Origin of the sequence: Streptomyces sp. NPDC007929 (assembly GCF_042959065.1) — a bacterium.
Classification (GTDB): Bacteria; Actinomycetota; Actinomycetes; order Streptomycetales; family Streptomycetaceae; genus Streptomyces.
Map to the genome: position 1 here is coordinate 624395 of NZ_JBIBKD010000005.1, position 17120 is coordinate 641514.

The following is a 17120-nucleotide window of genomic DNA, read 5'->3' on the forward strand; positions in this document are numbered from 1 at the left end:
GTGGCCATCACCAAGACCGCGCCGCACGACGACAGCGCCGAGCGCGGTGACGCCGGCAGCGGAGGTACCGAGCGCGGCGCCACCGCGCCGGACGGCAGCGGCAAAGAGGATGCCCGGCACCTCAACTCCCCCCTCCTGCTGACCCTTCTGCTGCTGACGGCGGTGATGTTCCAGGACCCGATCCGCGGTGCCCTGGCCGCACCGGTGATGCAGAGCTGGATGACGGTGTTCGTCGCGGTCATGGTCCAGGCACTGCCGTTCCTGGTGCTCGGTGTGCTGCTGTCGGCGGCCATCGCGGTGTTCGTGCCGGCGTCGTTCTTCGCCCGGGCCCTGCCCAAGCACCCGGTGCTGGCCGTCCCGGTCGCGGGCGCGGCGGGCGCGGTCCTGCCCGGTTGCGAGTGCGCGTCGGTGCCGGTGGCCGGCGCCCTGGTCCGCCGAGGCGTCACCCCGGCGGCGGCCCTGGCCTTCCTCCTCTCGGCGCCGGCCATCAACCCCATCGTGCTGACGGCGACGGCCGTGGCGTTCCCCGGCGACCCCGAGATGGTCGTGGCCCGTTTCGTCGCCAGTCTGCTCGTGGCCTGCTCGATGGGCTGGCTCTGGCACCGCCTCGGGCGCACGGACTGGCTGCGCCCCCCGGCTCGCGCGTCGTACGAGGGCCGGAGCAAGGGCGCGGCCTTCTGGGGCTCGGTCCGCCACGACGTGACACACGCGGGCGGTTTCCTGGTCATCGGCGCGATGGCCGCGGCGACCCTGAAGGCGGTGGTCCCGGCGGACTGGCTCGGCGTCGCGGCCGGCCATCCCGTGCTGTCGGTCCTGTTCCTCGCGGCCCTGGCCGTCCTGCTCTCCATCTGCTCGGAGGCGGACGCGTTCGTCGCGGCGTCCCTGACCCAGTTCTCCCTGACGGCCCGTCTGACGTTCCTGGTCGTCGGCCCGATGATCGACCTGAAGCTCTTCGCGATGCAGGCCGGCACCTTCGGCCGCACCTTCGCCCTGCGCTTCGCCCCCGCGACCCTCGCCCTGGCCATCGTCGTATCGGCCCTGACCGGAACGGTCCTGCTGTGAACCGCCTGGCCCAGACGGCCCTCCTCTTCCTGCTCGGCGCGACCCTGTTGCACGCCGCCACGACCGACCTCTACCTGCGCTACGTCAAGGAGGGCCTGCGCCCCCTGGTCCTGCTGGCGGGCGCGGTCCTGATCATCACGGCGGCGGCGACCCTCTGGTACGACCGCCGAGGCACCCCCGGCACCCCCGGCACCCCCGGCGCGCCCGGCGCGCCCGGCACGTCCGGCACGTCCGGCACCCCCGACGCGCCCGGCACGTCCGGCACGTCCGGCACCCCCGACGGAGCCACCCCCGACGGAGTCACCCCCGACCGAGCCACCCCCGAACAACAGATGCCCACCCATGATCACCACCGAGAACCCCGCGTCTCCTGGCTCCTCACGCTCCCGGTCCTCGCCCTGATCCTGGTCGCCCCGCCGGCCCTCGGCTCCTACAGCGCGGCACACACCGGCACGGCCCTGACCAAGCCCTTCGGCTTCCCGGCCCTCCCCACCGGCGACGCCCCCCTCCGCCTGGCCGTGGCCGACTACGCGGGCCGCGCGATCTACGACGACGGCCGTGCTCTGCGCGACCGCGAACTGAAGATCACCGGTTTCGTCACGCTGGACCGTAAGGGCGCCCCCTACCTGGTGCGGATGGGCCTCAACTGCTGCGCGGCGGACGCCCAGCCGGTCAAGATCGCCCTGATGGGCAACGTCCCTCCGGTCCTGAGCCCGGACACCTGGCTGGAGGTCACCGGCACCTACACACCCCGCCGCACCAAGGACCCCGTCAACGACGGCCCGATCCCGTACCTGAAGGTGACGACCGCGAGGCCGGTCCCCACTCCGCACGACCCGTACGACGAGACGTGGAACTCCTGAACCGCGTTACGCCACGGCCCCGTTGGGGTACTCGCAGGGAACCGCTGATCAGCGAGGGGCACTCATGACCACACTCCGAGGCGGCCACACCGCGGAAATCGACCGGCCGCTCCTGCCCGAGACGGTGCGCGAGGAACTGGCGAAGGCCGACCACCGGGCCAACCTGATCCTGGCCACCCTGGGCGCGGCCCTGACCGCCCTCCTCACCGCGATCATCGCGGGCGTCATCACCCCCACCCAGTACGCGACCGTCCCCCAGCTCCTCCTCTGGACGGGCTGCGCGGCCTGCGCCCCCTCCCTGGTCCTCCTGAGCCTGGCGGCCAGGCCCCAGCAGCCCCCGGCGACCGGCACCCCATCCCACCTCCTGACCCGCACCACCCACGTCAAGCACCGCCGCATACGCCAGGCGATGACATGGGGCGCGGCTTTCCTGACCCTCACCCTGGCGGGGACGCTGACGGGCCTGCTCTCATAACCCACAGCCCACAGCCCACAGCCCACAGCCCACAGCCCAGCCTGCAGCCCGCAGCCCGGACTGTCCGCGTGCTCAGTCGGGCCCGCTCCAGTCGAAGGGGAAGTGCTTGCTCGACTTGCCGGAGCGTTCCCAGGAGAAGCCGAAGGCATCGGCACGGTCGACGGTGGCCCGGCCCCATGTGGCGACCTGGCCCGGCCCCACTTCGGCGCCGGGGGCGTTGTGCACCTGGACGCGAGCGCCGTCCGGCGTGGTCGGGCCGGTGAGAGCCTCGGCGCTCGCCGTGACCCGGCCCGGGATCTCGGCACGCCAGGTGGCGAGGTCGTCGTCGATCTCCACGACGATGGGGGCGAAGTCCATGCCCCGCATCTCGGGGTGGAACATCTCCCCGAACTGCGCCGGCCAGCCGCCCGCCTCCCCGCCGAAGACGGCGCCGAGCGCGGCCCGCTGCCGGTCGTCGGCGCGTTCGTCGAGGAAGACCACGGCGTACGGCTCCGTATGGGTCCCGGCCCACGGGTTGCCCTCGAAGGAGCCGAGCATCAGGACGTTGAGACCGTCGAGTCGTATGTCGCCAAAGGTGCCTTCCCGGATGTGCCAGACCAGTACGCCTTCGCAGTCGCCGTAGGTCGGGGGCTGCGCGAAGGTGCAGGGGCAGGGGATGGCGCACTTGCACACGTCGAACCAGTCGCCGGTCAGATGCCAGCGGGTACCGGTGGTGACATCGGTGGTGACCTGCTCTGACATCTCGCTTCCCTCCTGCCGAGCCCGAAGGAGCTCACTCGGAGTAATCAATTGAAGGTGGCATCACATGCCGCCCATGGACGGCATCGAGCCCTGTAGCCCCGGCAGCAGCCAGTCGTGGAACGGTGCGAGCACGGCCAGGACGAGGAAGGCGACACCCACGACGCCGGAGAGAATGTAGCCGCGGGACCACAGCTTCTCCGCGAAGATCACCAGGGCCAGCCCGGCCATCGCCGCCACGTTCATCACGCCGAGGGGCACGAGGACGACCATCAGCCCGGCGCAGCACCCGACGCAGTAGGCACCGTGGTGGACGCCCACCCGCAGGTCACGGGCCGGTCGCCGGAAGCCGGCGTAGCGCACCAGATGCCCCAGCGGGTCGCGGCAGTGCCGCAGGCAGACGTGCTTGAGGGGGCCGAGCTGATACAGCCCCGCGAGCAGGAAGGCGATCGAGCCGATCCAGCGTCCGGCGGTCGGATGGTCGTCCACCAGGCCACCGGTCAGGGCCAGGGCTCCGTAGGCGAGCAGTCCGAAGGCGGTCCACCCCAGCAGATATCCGCCCACGAACTCGGCGGTGCGGGCGGCGCGGGTCCAGCCGGCGGTCTGCCGTCCGATACCTCGCACCCAGGTGATGGCCACCGGTGCCATGGAGGGCAGCATCATGGCCGCCATCATCAGCACCCAGAGCAGCAGGAACAGCGGCAGCGCCAGCCCCATGGTGCCGGGCTCGACCCCCATGTCCCGGGCCTGCCCGATGGTCAGCACCCAGGCCGGAACCGCGATCAGTACGAGGAGAACCCAGCCGACGACGAGGTCCCGCGCCGGCAGCAAGGTCCCACCCACTCCGGTCGGGGCGGCCGGCCGAGAGGGCACGAACACGGTAGCCCAGTTGCGATCCATGGGTGTCGCCTCCTGCGGCTGCTTCCAGCACAACACACCCGCACCACCGCCGCGACCCGGCCGGAACGCCGGCCCACCGGGTCAGGCGGCGGCGGGGCGTGGGCTGCCGCGGAAGACCTGACTGGTGTGCCAGGAACGATGATCCACCGCAACGGGCCGGGCACCGGGCTGCGGGCCGATGAGCGGACGCCCGGCGAGTGCGGTGACATGCTCACGAGCAACCTGACCGCGGCCGACGAATTGCTGCGAGACGAGGATGCGGTGGCCGTCGCCTATGCCGAGGACGCCCTTGTCGAAGAGCTTGTGGTGCAGCGAGCACAGGCACAGTCCGTTGTCGACGTCGTCCGGACCGTGGAACGCCCACCAGCGCACGTGCGCGGCCTCCAGCCCGACGGGTGTCGTGTCGATCATGCCGTCGTAGCCGCAGAAGGCGCACTGGTACTCGTACGCGGTCAGCACCCTCTCCCTCATACGCCGATCCCGCTGCCGCCGCTCGGGCGCCAGCAGAGCGCCGGTCTCGGCCGGCTCCAGCTCCAGCCCCACCGCGTCGCACAGATCCTGGTGCAGTGACGCCGGGAAGTGCAGATCCAGCAACACCCTCGCCATACGACCCAGCAACGACGGTTCCCGCCGGAGCGCCCCCTGAAGGTCCGGTGCCAGCCGCCCGGTCGCCAGACTGTCCCGCAGCTGCCGCACCCCGGTACCCGGACTGCCGACCCCGTGCGCCGTCCGTACCTCCCACACCCCGTCGCTGACCAGATGGTGAAAGGGGTAGGCAGGCGACGTCCCACGCGGCGGACCGTACTCCACCAGCAGCCGCTTGAGATCCGCCTCCACCGAGCTGTACGGCAACTCGTCACCGTCATCCGCCTGAAAACGCCCCAGCGCATACAGCAACAGCAACGGCTTGTGCGGAGCCCGCACCCCACCCCGACTCCACTGCCTCAACTTGGCAGCACGCTCAAGCCAATCCATGACAGCGATCGTAGTAACGCCTCACGGCACACGGGGCGGCAACACCGGACGGCCCGGATGAGCGGATCAGCGCAGTCCGGCGAAGAGATCGGTCTCGGGTACGGCCGTGCCGGTGGAGTCCTTGACTCGTACGAAGGTCTCCATGCCCATCAGCTCGCCGAACCTCTCCTTGCCCATCTTGAGGAAGAAGATGTTCTCGCCCTGACTGGCGTGCGCGGCCAGCGCGTCGAACTTCTGGCCGCTGAACGCGGTGGTGTCCACCCACGTGGTGATCTCGTCATCGGGGAGGCCGATCTCGGCCATCGCGGCTGCCTCGGCAGGATCCGGCTCCGGCATGCCCTCACCGAACTCGCGCAGGACCTCGCCGAACCGCTGCATCATCGAGCGGGGCATCGTCGTCCAGTACACCTTCGGTGTCAGCGCGGTCATCTCCAGCGCCGCCATCGTGATGCGGTGGGCCTGGATGTGGTCGGGGTGGCCGTAGAAACCGTTCTCGTCATAGGTGACGACCACATCAGGTCGGTAGTGCCGCATGAGTTCCGCGAGTCGGGCCGCGCCTTCCTCCACGGGGGTCCGCCAGAAGGATCCGGGGGCATCATTGCTCGGCCAGCCCATCATCCCGGAGTCGGCGTACTCCAGCACCTCCAGGTCACTGACCTTCAGAACGTCACAACTCGCCCTGAGTTCGCGACGGCGCATCAACGCAACCGCCGCAGGATCGTGCCCGGGATCCCCCGGCTTGACACCCCCCGGCCCGTCGCCGCAACGGCCGTCGGTACACGTCACGAGAACCGTACGGATACCTTCCGCCGCATACCGCGCGAGGACCCCTCCGGTCCCGGTGGCCTCGTCGTCGGGGTGGGCGTGCACCGCCATGAGCGTCAAGGGCCGGTCAGTCATCAAGCAGTCCTCCTGCGGAGATACGTCTGGTCCGAGGGCGGGGCGGGCGTACCGCGACGCCTTGGGACGCCCCGGATTCTGTCGGGCCGGATGACCTCGTGGTCTCCAAGTTCCCCGCCCGCGCGACGCCGGCCCCTCGATCGATGCAACAGCGCCGACGGGCCTCGCTGTTCCCGCTGCGGCCCCACGTCTCAGCACCAGATCGAATCCGGCGGGATCTCTCCCCAACGATCTCCAGAACCACTCAGGCACCCGCCCCGCTAAGCGGATCAGGCCCCTGACCTGGTATTCAGCTGTCGGGGTGGTGGGATTTGAACCAACGACCTCTTCGTCCCGAATGAGGTTCGGTCAAGATTGGCACCCGGCAGGTTGCTGTTTTGCCTGGTCAGGGCGTTGGGTTCAGTTGGCTTCGCGTGGCGTGGGGAGGGTTTCGAAAGCAGGTCGGCTCCCAGCTGGCTCCCAGCGGTGCTGCGACTCGGCTGGTGCTTCATGGTGGAGGAATCAGTCCGACCGCAAGGTGTGACAGAGGAAGCCCGCTCGCCGGAGGTGCTTGTGCGAGACGTCTGCAGGTAGGTAACTCACGACGTGTCTCCCATATCGAGTGGGCTCTCTGCTACCTCGCACAGATGGGTCAAGGCGCCAGCAACTCGCCGACCGCGGGAGGTCAGCTTGTAAATGATGGTGACCGGCCGAGTGGCATTGACGTTCCGGGACACCAATCCGCTGCTCTCCAGGTCGGCAAGGCGGCTGGAGAGCACACGGTTGGAGATCCCGGAGACAGCCTCCTGGATTTCACCGAATCGCCCCGAATCCTTGGAGGCGTAAAGAGTCAACAGGATGTGCATGGTCCACCGGGCCGAGAGGGTCTGAAGGAGGTCACTCTCAGCCAGGGTCAGGGGGGCGCTGCGGTTGCTGGCGGTCACGGCCCCTCCTTCCTCGGTGGCGGCGCGAGCTTAGAAGGGCGGCTCGTCCTCACTCTGTACGGACTCGAACAGAGCGTCGCTCAGCGCCTCCTCCAATTTCGACCCCTCCTTCGGAGCGTGCTCCTTGAGCATTACCCACTTCCGGGTCTCGGTGGTGCTGCCAGGTTCCAGGCGCGGCACGGAAATCCATTGGTCCGGGTACAGGCGGTCCAGGGCCTCCTTGACCAGTCCGAAGCCCCAATCTCGGTCAGACCCCGTGCGCTTAGCGTGTCCAGGCGCCTTCTCTGCAAGAAGGAAGCCGATTCTTCCCCACTTAATCCCTTCAGGCGTGTTGATTTTCCGCTGGAATTCGGACTTGTCCCGGAGATGTGCGATGGCGATGGCGGCGTCGTCGGCGGGTGCCCCGTCGTCGGGGCCGCTGTCATCGTCCTCGGGATGGCTAGCAGCGAGGCTTGCAGTGGCTTTACGTGCTTCAGCGCGTCGCTCCTCGACAGCAGCGCGGGCCTGGGCCGCGAAGCTGACGGGGGCGGCCGCGGAGTAGTCCGGGTCGGCCATCTCATAGGAGTCCTCGAAGCTCAGGACGCGTACCGAGACCGGGTATGGGCGCGAGTGACGGTCAGTGCCGGGGGCACTGGACCAGTAGATGCCGTTGCCGACGAGGGGCTCGTTCAGCAGCGTGGCGAGCAAGTCATCGGAGAAGTGGGCGTTGGCCTTCTTCAGGGAGACCAGGTCGCCCTGAGACAGCAGGTGGAAGACGAAGAAGTTGTCGCCCTGGCTGAGGAGTTCCTGCGGCAGGCTGCCGGGCTGCTGAGTGATCAGCAGGGCACCCAGGTCGTACTTACGGCCTTCCTTGACCCAGGAGACGAAGGGGCCGTCTTCACTGTGGTTGGAACCGCCGAGGACGGACTGGGCCTCCTCCATGACGGCGATGGTGGGGATGGACTTCGGGTCGGCCTCAGTGAACTGGGCCTGGTTGTGCTCGAAGATGTCGCTGAGGATTACGCCGGCGAGCTGGAGACCCTGGGCGCCGCGCATCTGCGAGATGTCCACAACGCAGAGCTTGCCCTGCGACAGGCAGTCCTTCAGCGCACTCAGCAGCTGACTGTCGGGATCGTGCAGTGCATTGACGACGCGGGTCATGTTGCCAATCGCCGCGTTGGTCTGGGCTTCCTCCCCCGCGTCAAGGTTCAGGAGCTGCTGGACCTGGGCGCGGTCAGCGCCGTACTTCTCGCGGTAGATCAGGTCGACGAGCCGACTCCACCTCGGACCGTCGAGGGACTTGAGCTTGACGACGTTTTGCTGGTCCTGCTTCTCCGGGGGCAGCGCGATGCCCAGAACGCGAGAGGCGTTGAGCTCCTTGATGTTCAGCTTCACGCCGTTGACCACGAAGGAGTCGTAGAACTCGCTGGGGCCCTTTCGGTTGGTAAAGACGACCAGCTTGTCGCGCAGGTGCGGCACGTCGCACAGGGCGGGGCGGCCTTTGAAGTCGGGCCAGAAGTATTCGCCGTCCGGGTCGAAGATGATCGTGCCGACGGGGGCCTTGCCGATGCGGCGATCGACGGTGGGCTGTTCCTCGTACAGGGCGGAGAAGAGCAACTTGACAAGGTTCGACTTGCCGAAGCCAGCGCGGGCGAAAACGAAGCTGCGGCGAGCCACGAGCTTGCCGATTTGGAAGGTCGGCATGATCGCGGGCTGCTGGATCTGCATCCAGGAGGTGTCGCCAACGCGTTTGTCGTTGCCGGCGTAGATGAACTCGCCGAAGGCGAGGTAGCCGATGGGGACCGCGCCGTCGGCAGTGTCGTTGGCGTTAACAACCTCGGCGAGCAGGTCGTCGCTCAGGAGCGCGACCTGAGCACCGACGTGTGGAAGGCGCCGGTGGCTGGGGACGAAGATGTGCTTGTCGCCCTCCATGCGGAGCACGCCGAGGATGCGGATGTCGACCTTGTACTTCAGGTAGCGCTCGCGCAGCTCGTCGGGTATAGGCCGCTGGTCGCGCACCGCGCGGGTGGCGTAGTCCTCGCCGATGGAGGACACCAGGCGCCCGTGGGAAGCGATGGTGGTGATCCGCCCGAGGATGGCTTCACGCTCGTGTTCGAGCTGGACAAGGACGAACTGGCCGTGCATGGCCATGGTCTGGAAGTCGTCGTGGTGCGGCAGAACGAGATCCGCATGGAACTCCATGCCACTTTCGGAGAAGCCGCGGAACGTGCCGACGACCTTGTCGCGCTCGAACATGCTCATGACGGTTGTTGCTCCACGGGATGTGGGGACGGACACAGTAGGAGGTGCTACTCGTAGCGGCGAGCGGCAACATCGGAGGCCAGCCGCAGTGCGTCGATGATCGGGGCCTTGTCCTCGCCGACCTGGCTCCGGACGGCATCGACGAGTTGGTCTTCGACGATGTCCATGTCCAGATCGGCGACGCGGGAGAAGCTGTCGGCCTGCTGGATGCAGTTAGGGTAGAGCGGGATAGGGAAGCCGGCCACCGCATCGGCCTGCAGATAGCCGAAGACCGCCTGGGCTTCCTTGTCCTGGCGGGACATGATGTCCACGGTCCAGATAGGGTCACCGGAGTACGGGCCGAAGCGGACGAAATACATCGAGCCGAAGTTGAACTTCGGCTTCTCACCCGGGGAGTCATCCCTGACGTCGCGGGTGTACTCCTCCCACTGGTATGCCCTCTCCAGCATGTCGGCGGGGACCTTGGCGAAGCAGGCAGCGCCGTTGTCGAAGACGCCAGACAGCGAGATCGCCAGTCGGTAGTACTCCAGGACCTGAGTCTTCTTCGCCAGCCCCACCAGCCAGACCTTGCGCCGGTCGCGTCGCGCGACCCGGTCGATGGCGTCGTACATCTGCTCGCCCATCTTCACGAACAGTTCGCCTTGGAAGATCTTGCTGCGCAGCAGGCCATCGCGGACGATCAGAGTGTCAACAGCGTAGTCACGGTGGCAAATCAGGTCGTACAGCGTGGCCCACTCGCACAGGTCCCGGAAGACCTGCACCCAGCTGGGCGATTTGCCGGACATCATCGGCGACAGGTCCTGAAGCCTTTCGACGCCGAGCCCGTGCATCATCTTGCCCAGGGCGGTGCGCGGGCTGCCGTCCTCGTGGAACTGGCGGCGGCTAAGGGCGTCGATGTCGGCGATCGGGGAGACCACCTCCAAGCACAGCTCCTTGCCGTTGGAGTCCACGACCCGCACGACTTGAAGATAGAAGGGGTTGAAGGCGACCTTGTTGTTGCCACCGTCGGATGCCATCAGCGCCACCGACGTCGCTGCCCGTGGCTTGATCACCCGGACCGCAGGCTTGATGGCACGGGCATGCCCGACCAACTCGTCCAGCTCCGCGCGGCCGGCTTCGACCTGATCGCCAATCAGCTGCTTGAGCTGTTTGATCTGGTCCGCGTCGAACATGGCTCTCCCCACCCCATGACCAGGCTGCCGTAGACAGGTGATTCACCCGTCTGGCTCACACAGCATGACATGAACCACTGACAGACTGTCACGGAGTGGAGAAAAGTAACCGAGTTACTCCTCTAGCGCGGCAATCCGATCAGTTCGGCGACTATGTCGATCTCGTCGACAGCGGATCCGGCCTTGCCGAACTGCTCGGCTTGCCGGGCGCGCTTGGGTGGCGTCCCAGCTTGTCGAACGTCCTTGACGACCCATCCCGCCTTCGCCTCCTTCACGGAGGCCAACAGCATCTGCTCCGGGTCGGTGCGGGCCGATGGCAGGGCACCGAACCGGATCGCCAGGCGCGCGCCCTGGCGGCAGCGGCGGGCGGTGGCGGCCCAAACATCGCCCAGAGCCTGGATGAACGCTTCCTGGTTTGGCTGGCGGGCGATCTGGCCGTGAGTGCCGTAGGGGACCTCCGCAGGGCCTCCAAGGAACCACAGTCGCAGCCACTGGTCGGCCACGTAGGTGCGCATGCCGTAGTACGGAGGCGAGGTGACTACTAGATCGAAACTCTGGCGCAGGCCGTTGAGGGTCTCGATGGAATCGCCCAGGTAGACCCGACCGCCGCGAGCGAGTGGTGCTGCGTCCAGTAGGCGCCTTGCCCGCCGTTCGATGACTTCCAGGGTCGGGATGCGCACCGGCTCCATATCGCGCGACTTCCAGAATTTCACCGCGTAGGCGGGCTTGGAGGCGTAAGTGCGCGGCATCTGGTTCGACAGATAGGACGGTAGGTTCTTGTTGCGTGGACCGTGCAGGATGCCCAGCAGGACTGCCCGAAGCATGGCTGCCGTCGGCGTGGTCATTTCCAGCAAGGTCTCGCGCAACGTCACTAGTTCGCGAAGCGTATCGCGTTCGTAGCACCACTGCCAGAACTCGCCTTCGGGTACGTCGCCCCGCATGCCACCGTCAAGGATCTGCCGGGCGAGACGGACCACGGCGCCGGGGGTGACCTGGATGAGCTTTGCCTGCGCTATGGCAGCGGCCACCGGGTTGATGTCGATGCCGACAGCCGGCAGTCCGATCAGGCGAGCGGCATACAGCGTTGTGCCTCGCCCGCAAAATGGATCCAGTACGCGGGTGGCTTCGGGGTGGGCGGCAAGCTGCTGGAGGGGGAAGTCCAGCGGAAACATCGTGTAGTACGGGCAGACGGCATTCAGCCGCAGCACATCTTCGGGCCAATTGGGGGAAGGAGCCGCCGCGGTCACCGTCATGGGTATCATGCTACAGGTATAGTTACACCCATGCCACGTAGGAGGCTCGATCCCGCAGCCCAGCGCCGTGGGCAGCAGCTCGCCTCCCGCCTGAAGCAAGCTCGGCACGCCTCCGGGCGCTCGGCCGAGGCTGTCGCCCACAGTGCGGGGATCTCCGTAGAGACCGTGCGCAGCATCGAGAAAGGCCGCACGGTCACACCGGAGTTCTTTACTGTCGCCGCCTTGGCGACCGAGCTGGGACTGTCACTGGACGAGCTGTACACCTCCGCACGCAGGAGCGACTGCGGTGACCTCCCTGTGCCACTTGACCGCGATGCTGCCAGCCCTGACTGACCATCAAACGCTCGTGCAATCCCCGAGAGGGATTTTTTTCTGACACAGAGCGTTCGACCTGCCTGCCTGCCGGAGCCGCTCGTCTCAGATGAAGACGAGTGCGTAGAAGACATGGAGCCTGGTCAGGGCATTGGGACGCGGTGGTCTCAGCGGTTTCGTCGGCGAGATGCCTTGGCTTGCTTCTGGCGCTTACGCCGTGCGGCCTCAGCTCGGCGTTGGGCCTTGGCTCTCGCCGCATCTTCGGGGCTCCGAATAGCGCGAACGAATGCCACTTCCACCGCAGCCTCGTCATCCAGTAGCCACGGTGGACACGTGCCTGTCAATGCCTTGGCGTCGGCGCCGATGGCGTCCGTCAACTCGACCAGCAAGTCCTCTCCGTACTCGTACTCCAGCAGTTCGAGGGGGTGGCCGTACACGCACCCGGGACCTACCTGCGTCTCTCGGAACTCGCAGGAGTCGTAGGCAACTACACCGCCCTTCTTGCCCCGGGCCTCGCCTCGCGGTATCTGCTCGCCGTACGTATTGGCACCCTGGCCGCGACGGGCCTCAGGTCCGCCGAGGAAGGGGCAGATCATCGCGCTGTAGATCATGCATGACCGGTGGCCCGGGCCCTCTTGAGTCGGAGCCATGTTGAGGAACTTGCCACCTACGCCGCGTGACAGCACCTCAGCGAGCATCTCCGTCTCTTCGGTGTCCACCACCCGCCACACCGGGCCAGGCGGTACCTCCAAACCACAGACCGTGCATCTTCGCTGCGTTACGCAAAGGAACACGCGTCTCATGCTGAGGGAAGCGAATTGGGGTACGCCGTCTTCCCACGGTGTAATTGCGGGTACGGGGTAGCCGCGAGAGTCACGGGGGCGGATGGCAATTGCGGGTGGCATCGGTACGTCGGCAGGTCGCATCTGGCCCACGGTAGTTGAGCACCACGCGGCAGGGTTTGGGTTCTGGGCGAGGGGTGCCTTGAGTTGCGGGAGATCGTGGGCCTGCTGATCTCGCTCACACCGATGCTGCCGCGGCGGCCCTTCCAGATCCTCCGCTGCCTACTGGCGGCTTCTAATCCGACGTGGACGCCGTTTCGGGCCTCAGGTATCCGATCCCGGCATCCACGATCCACTCGGCGGCCGTGGGATCGAGTTTCCACGGGTTGACCAGCAGCGTGGCACGCAGAATGTCGCGGTCCTGCACGGCAGGCGGCTCGACGCCGAGTTTCTCCCTCCGCTCCCCGTCAGAACCCCAATGAGAGTCGCTAGCATCGTCAAGGACGCGAATGAAGCGTTCGACGCGGTCGGGCCATGTGGGGTGCCCCCACCACTGGGAGCAGGCCAGGGCACCGTGGCAGGCGGTGCGGAGCAGGCCGAACCGGACGCCCCTGTCCTCTATCTGTCCGGCAAAGCCGCCGAGGACCTGATCCGCGTGATCCTCGTACTCTTCGAGCTCTTCAGTGGAGCGAGCCAACTCGCCAAGGGTCATGCCGGTAGGAAGCCTGCGCTCAGCATTCGTCAGCCATCGGAAGAGTCGGCCGGCAAGGACATCCACATCTTCCACGTCGGTCCTTGCCAGCGCGGTGCTGCTCGCCGAAGTGATCCCGGACTCGACGCACCACCCCTTCAGGCGTCGACGTATGGCATCCGTGGTGTAGCTGTTGATGCGCATCATGTCGCCGTCCGACAACCGGCCTTCGGCGTGCCAGTTTTCGATGCAGCTGTTCCTCCAGGCGCCGTTGGTGATACCGATCGCCACCAGGTCAAGCAACGAGGCCAGGTGGTTGGGGTCCACAGCGGCCTTGCTACGAAGGGTCTCCTCCATGAGCTCGTCGGTCATCATGGCCTGCGCCTCTTGGATCATGCGCTGCACCTCAGGGGACATGCCATCGTCCTTGGTCATGTCGGGCGGCCTCTCGCTTGTGTCGGATGTGTGCAGATGAGGGTAAGGGCGAGCAGTGACAGTGGCTGACCCACGACGGGGCTGCCGCTTTGCGCGCACGGTAGCCCAGCGGTCAGGCCCTTCAGGCGGGAGCTGAGACGTTCGCCATGGAGTCCCGCATCCCTGCGTCCACCGTGATCGCCTTGGATCGTGGAACCGCGGTGCGTCGTGGTCGCTCGGTGTGGTTAACGTTCGAGGTAGCGGCCGTCGGGATCGGGAGCGGCGGTGGAAGGTGACGTGCGAGCAGAAGGCGAGGACGGCCGAAAAACGTCGGTGTGGGGGTAGGCCGAGTGGTGCAGGGCAGAGGTCCCGCGTCGGTACCCTGGAGCGCATGTCTACTGCCCCGGTTCGCGTTCGTTTCGCCCCGTCTCCGACCGGCATGTTCCATGTCGGTGGTGCACGGTCTGCTCTCTACAACTGGGCGGTGGCGCGACAGTCCGGCGGCAGGTTCGTCCTGCGGATCGAGGACACCGACGCGGCCCGGAACCAGCCGGAGTGGACTGAGGGCATCATCAGTGCGCTTGCGGCGATCGGCATCCATGGCGAGGACCCGGCCTTCGAGGGGCCGTACTTCCAGTCGCACAACGCCGACCGGCACCGGGAAGCGGCTCAGCAGCTCTTCGCGGCCGGCCGGGCGTACTACTGCGACTGCACCCGGGAGCAGCTGAAGGAGCGCACGGGGTCGGAGCACCTCGGGTACGACGGGTTCTGCAGGGACCGGGGGCTGGCCTTCGAGGAGGGGCGGGCGCTGCGGTTCCGGACGCCGGACGAGGGTGAGACCGTCGTGGTCGACCTGGTCCGCGGGGAGCCGGCGTTCCCGAACAGCGCGATCGAGGACTTCGTGATCGCCCGTGGCGACGGGTCCCCGGTCTTTCTGATTGCCAACGTCGTAGATGACCTGGATGAGGGAATCACGCAGGTCATTCGTGGCGAGGAGCACCTGTCGAACACGCCGAAGCAGCAGCTGCTGTGGGAGGCGCTCGGTGCCAAGCCGCCCGTGTGGGCGCATCTGCCGGTGATCGTGAACGAGAAGCGGCAGAAGCTGTCGAAGCGCCGGGACAAGGTGGCGCTGGAGGACTACCTCGCCGAGGGCTTCCTGCCCGAGGCGATGGTGAACTACCTCATGCTTCTCGGCTGGGGCCCGGGTGACGACCGGGAGATCAGGCCGTACGAGGAGCTGGAGCAGCTCTTCCGGATCGAGGACGTGAACACCGCGCCGGCTTTCTTCGACGTGAAGAAGCTGACGGCGTTCAACGGCGAGTACATCCGCGCCCTGCCGCCGGAGCAGTTCGCCGCCGCCTGCACGCCGTGGCTCGTCGCCCCGTACGCGCCGTGGCGGCCGGAGGCGTTCGACAAGGACGTCTTCGAGGCGGCGGCTTCCCTTGCCCAGACCCGGCTGGCGCTGCTTTCCGAGATCACTAGCTATGTGGACTTCCTGTTCCTCGACGAGCCGGTCGAGGACGAGGCGTCGTGGAACAAGGCGATGAAGGCGGGCGCCGGCGACATCCTGTCGGACGCCCGCGCCGAGCTGGCCGACGTCGCGGACTGGAAGGCGGACGACCTGAAGGCCGTCCTGCTCGCCGTCGGGGAGAAGCACGGGCTGAAGCTGGGCAAGGCTCAGGCGCCCATCCGGGTCGCGGTCACCGGCCGGACGATCGGACTCCCGCTGTTCGAGTCCATGGAGTTGCTCGGCCGGGACCGCGTGCTGGCCCGTCTGGACGCCGCCAGCAAGAAGCTGGCCGCGCAGGCTTAGCCGCTGGTCAGGCGACCTGCGCCAGGAGGTTGCCCCAGGCGTTGCCGAAGTAGTTCAGGTCGAACCGGGCCAGGGCCTCGTACGCGGCCTTGGCCTCGGTGTGGCGTGTCGCCGCGCGCTGCCGGACCTGTGCCGGGAGGCGGCGGAGGTCCGGGGCCGGCTGGCCTGCCAGCGCGGCGAGGTCGCCCAAGCCGGCCACCGGGCGGATGAGGCAGGGCAGGCCGAGGAGTAAAGCCTCGGCGGCGCAGCGGCTCCAGCCCTCCCGCATCCGTGGGAGGAAGACGCCGACGTCACAGGCGCGCAGCAGTCGCAGGTACCGCTCGCGCTCGACGTCGTAGTGCGCGCTGTCGAGGCCGATGGTGTTGCTGCCGCTGGTGATCACCCGCAGGCCGGGGACGCCGGCCAGGGCTGCCGAGACCTCCTCGGCTCCCTTCCAGTGCACGGCCTTGCCCGCGTAGACGCCGATCACGTCGGGCGGCAGGCCGAACTCGGCGCGGCACTCGGCCCGGTCGTAGCCGCGTGCCTGCTCGATCTCGGTCATGTCGAAGGCGTTGTAGATCACCCGTACGTTGCGGACGCCGCGGGCGCGGAGGTGGTCGGCCCAGTACGGGGCGACGCACACGACGGCGGCGCACTGCGGCAGAACGCGGAACAGCCGTTCCCAGAGCATGGCCTCGATGGGGGCGGAGTCATGTTGCAACGGCTCGTAGTGGTGCAGGAGGAACACCGTGCGGGCGCGCATCTCGGGCGTGAACAGCAGCAGGCTCAGGTCGTCCCATACGAAGGTGCCGGTGGTGCCGTGGAGCGCCCGTATGGAAGGGGCCAGGCGGGCGAGGTGGCGGAGCTTGCGCCAGCGGCGGACCCGGTAGGTCCGCTTGTGGTCCGGGACGGTGCGCCATTCCACGTCGCCGGCCGTCACCTCGTGGAGCATCCGCAGGTAGACCCGGCCGCCGGTCCGGCCGACCGGCTCCATCGAGTAGACGACCCGTTTCACGGACGTACCTCCTGTATGTGGTGGACGTACTCGGCGTGCAGGCGCGCGTGCATGGTCTCCAGATGCGGGCCGAGGTCGCGGGCGGCGTCGGCGAGGGGGAGGTGGAAATCGCCCAGGGTCTGGAGGAACCGTCGGCGCCGGTCGAGGTTCGGGGACGCGGCGAGGTCGCGCAGGTTGTGCAGGCGGTCGGCGAGCCGGACGAGGAGGTCCTCGGGCGGGAGCGCGGCCTGCTTGGCGCGCCAGCGGGTCTCGTCGCCGACGGACTTGGGGCGCCGTTCGAGGCGGTGGTCGGCCGTCATGGCACGCAGGCGGTCGGTGAACGGCCCGCCGAGGTGGCGGACGAGCAGTGCTTCCGACTCAGGGGCCACCTCCAAGGCGTCATGGAGGAGGGCGAGGAGGAGGGTCTCGGGGTGACGGACGCCGATCTCCGTTCGCAGGAGCCTGACGACGGCCAGCGGGTGCTCCAGGTAAGGGGTGCCCTGGTCGCGGGTGTGGCCGTCGTAGACCGTGAGGGCGAGGTCGGCGGCCACACGGGCGCGGGACTGCTCGTCCGGGCTCCACGCGGCGGCACCGAGCACGGTCAGGACGTGGTCGAGATCGATGGGGTCCATT

At 67.6% G+C, this 17120-nt stretch carries 17 protein-coding genes; 5 read left to right on the forward strand and 12 right to left on the reverse strand.

Translation table 11 applies throughout. The annotated features are described in order from the left end of the window. The 3 genes from ACFZDE_RS20265 (at position 1) to ACFZDE_RS20275 (ending at position 2400) form a co-directional block, all read left to right on the forward strand. A complete protein-coding gene (locus ACFZDE_RS20265; protein ID WP_391201205.1) occupies positions 1-1062 on the forward strand; it encodes a permease in 1062 nt (353 codons plus the stop codon). After that, positions 1059-1925 carry a TIGR03943 family putative permease subunit gene (locus ACFZDE_RS20270; protein ID WP_391201207.1) on the forward strand — a complete coding sequence of 289 codons (867 nt, stop codon included), beginning with the start codon at positions 1059-1061 and terminating at the stop codon, positions 1923-1925. The genes ACFZDE_RS20265 and ACFZDE_RS20270 overlap by 4 nt, the downstream gene beginning before the upstream one ends. Before the next feature lie 64 nt (positions 1926-1989). After that, on the forward strand, positions 1990-2400 hold the full coding sequence (locus ACFZDE_RS20275) for a hypothetical protein (RefSeq protein WP_391201209.1): 411 nt from the start codon (positions 1990-1992) through the stop codon (positions 2398-2400). A 72-nt stretch (positions 2401-2472) separates the two neighbouring features. Here the strand turns inward: ACFZDE_RS20275 and ACFZDE_RS20280 are convergent, their stop codons facing one another. The 8 genes from ACFZDE_RS20280 to ACFZDE_RS20315 form a co-directional block, all read right to left on the reverse strand. Beyond that, positions 2473-3141, reverse strand: coding sequence for a DUF1326 domain-containing protein (locus ACFZDE_RS20280; protein WP_391201211.1), 669 nt, complete (start codon positions 3139-3141; stop codon positions 2473-2475). 60 nt (positions 3142-3201) lie between these two features. Beyond that, positions 3202-4038 carry a DUF2182 domain-containing protein gene (locus ACFZDE_RS20285; RefSeq protein ID WP_391201213.1) on the reverse strand — a complete coding sequence of 279 codons (837 nt, stop codon included), beginning with the start codon at positions 4036-4038 and terminating at the stop codon, positions 3202-3204. An 81-nt stretch (positions 4039-4119) separates the two neighbouring features. After that, positions 4120-5013 (reverse strand): phosphorothioated DNA-binding restriction endonuclease, encoded by an 894-nt coding sequence (locus ACFZDE_RS20290; protein WP_391201215.1) that lies wholly within the window; start codon positions 5011-5013, stop codon positions 4120-4122. A 66-nt stretch (positions 5014-5079) separates the two neighbouring features. After that, complete coding sequence (locus tag ACFZDE_RS20295) at positions 5080-5913, reverse strand: PIG-L family deacetylase (protein WP_391201217.1); 834 nt, start codon at positions 5911-5913, stop codon at positions 5080-5082. Between the two features lie 578 nt (positions 5914-6491). Next, a complete protein-coding gene (locus tag ACFZDE_RS20300) occupies positions 6492-6836 on the reverse strand; it encodes a winged helix-turn-helix transcriptional regulator (RefSeq protein WP_391201219.1) in 345 nt (114 codons plus the stop codon). Positions 6837-6866: 30 nt separating this feature from the next. Then, the gene (locus tag ACFZDE_RS20305) at positions 6867-9077 is read right to left on the reverse strand and encodes a helicase HerA domain-containing protein (protein ID WP_391201221.1); all 2211 of its coding nucleotides are present in this window, start codon (positions 9075-9077) and stop codon (positions 6867-6869) included. A gap of 47 nt (positions 9078-9124) precedes the next feature. Beyond that, positions 9125-10249, reverse strand: coding sequence for a hypothetical protein (locus ACFZDE_RS20310; RefSeq protein WP_391201223.1), 1125 nt, complete (start codon positions 10247-10249; stop codon positions 9125-9127). Between the two features lie 122 nt (positions 10250-10371). Then, on the reverse strand, positions 10372-11502 hold the full coding sequence (locus ACFZDE_RS20315; RefSeq protein ID WP_391201225.1) for a site-specific DNA-methyltransferase: 1131 nt from the start codon (positions 11500-11502) through the stop codon (positions 10372-10374). 30 nt (positions 11503-11532) lie between these two features. Here ACFZDE_RS20315 and ACFZDE_RS20320 point away from each other — a divergent pair, with 30 nt between their 5' ends. Beyond that, on the forward strand, positions 11533-11835 hold the full coding sequence (locus tag ACFZDE_RS20320; protein ID WP_391201227.1) for a helix-turn-helix domain-containing protein: 303 nt from the start codon (positions 11533-11535) through the stop codon (positions 11833-11835). Between the two features lie 146 nt (positions 11836-11981). Here the strand turns inward: ACFZDE_RS20320 and ACFZDE_RS20325 are convergent, their stop codons facing one another. Further along, the gene (locus ACFZDE_RS20325) at positions 11982-12533 is read right to left on the reverse strand and encodes a hypothetical protein (RefSeq protein WP_391201229.1); all 552 of its coding nucleotides are present in this window, start codon (positions 12531-12533) and stop codon (positions 11982-11984) included. 358 nt (positions 12534-12891) lie between these two features. Beyond that, the gene (locus tag ACFZDE_RS20330) at positions 12892-13722 is read right to left on the reverse strand and encodes a hypothetical protein (RefSeq protein WP_391201231.1); all 831 of its coding nucleotides are present in this window, start codon (positions 13720-13722) and stop codon (positions 12892-12894) included. Positions 13723-14140: 418 nt separating this feature from the next. On the opposite strand from ACFZDE_RS20330, the gene gltX reads away from it, so the two are divergent. Continuing rightward, positions 14141-15514 (forward strand): glutamate--tRNA ligase, encoded by a 1374-nt coding sequence (gene gltX / locus ACFZDE_RS20335; RefSeq protein ID WP_391201410.1) that lies wholly within the window; start codon positions 14141-14143, stop codon positions 15512-15514. Between the two features lie 7 nt (positions 15515-15521). Here the strand turns inward: gltX and ACFZDE_RS20340 are convergent, their stop codons facing one another. Continuing rightward, entirely contained in the window at positions 15522-16508 is a 987-nt protein-coding gene (locus ACFZDE_RS20340) for a glycosyltransferase (RefSeq protein ID WP_391201233.1), read from the reverse strand. After that, positions 16505-17119 (reverse strand): HD domain-containing protein, encoded by a 615-nt coding sequence (locus tag ACFZDE_RS20345; RefSeq protein ID WP_391201235.1) that lies wholly within the window; start codon positions 17117-17119, stop codon positions 16505-16507. The genes ACFZDE_RS20340 and ACFZDE_RS20345 overlap by 4 nt, the downstream gene beginning before the upstream one ends. Position 17120 lies beyond the last annotated feature (1 nt).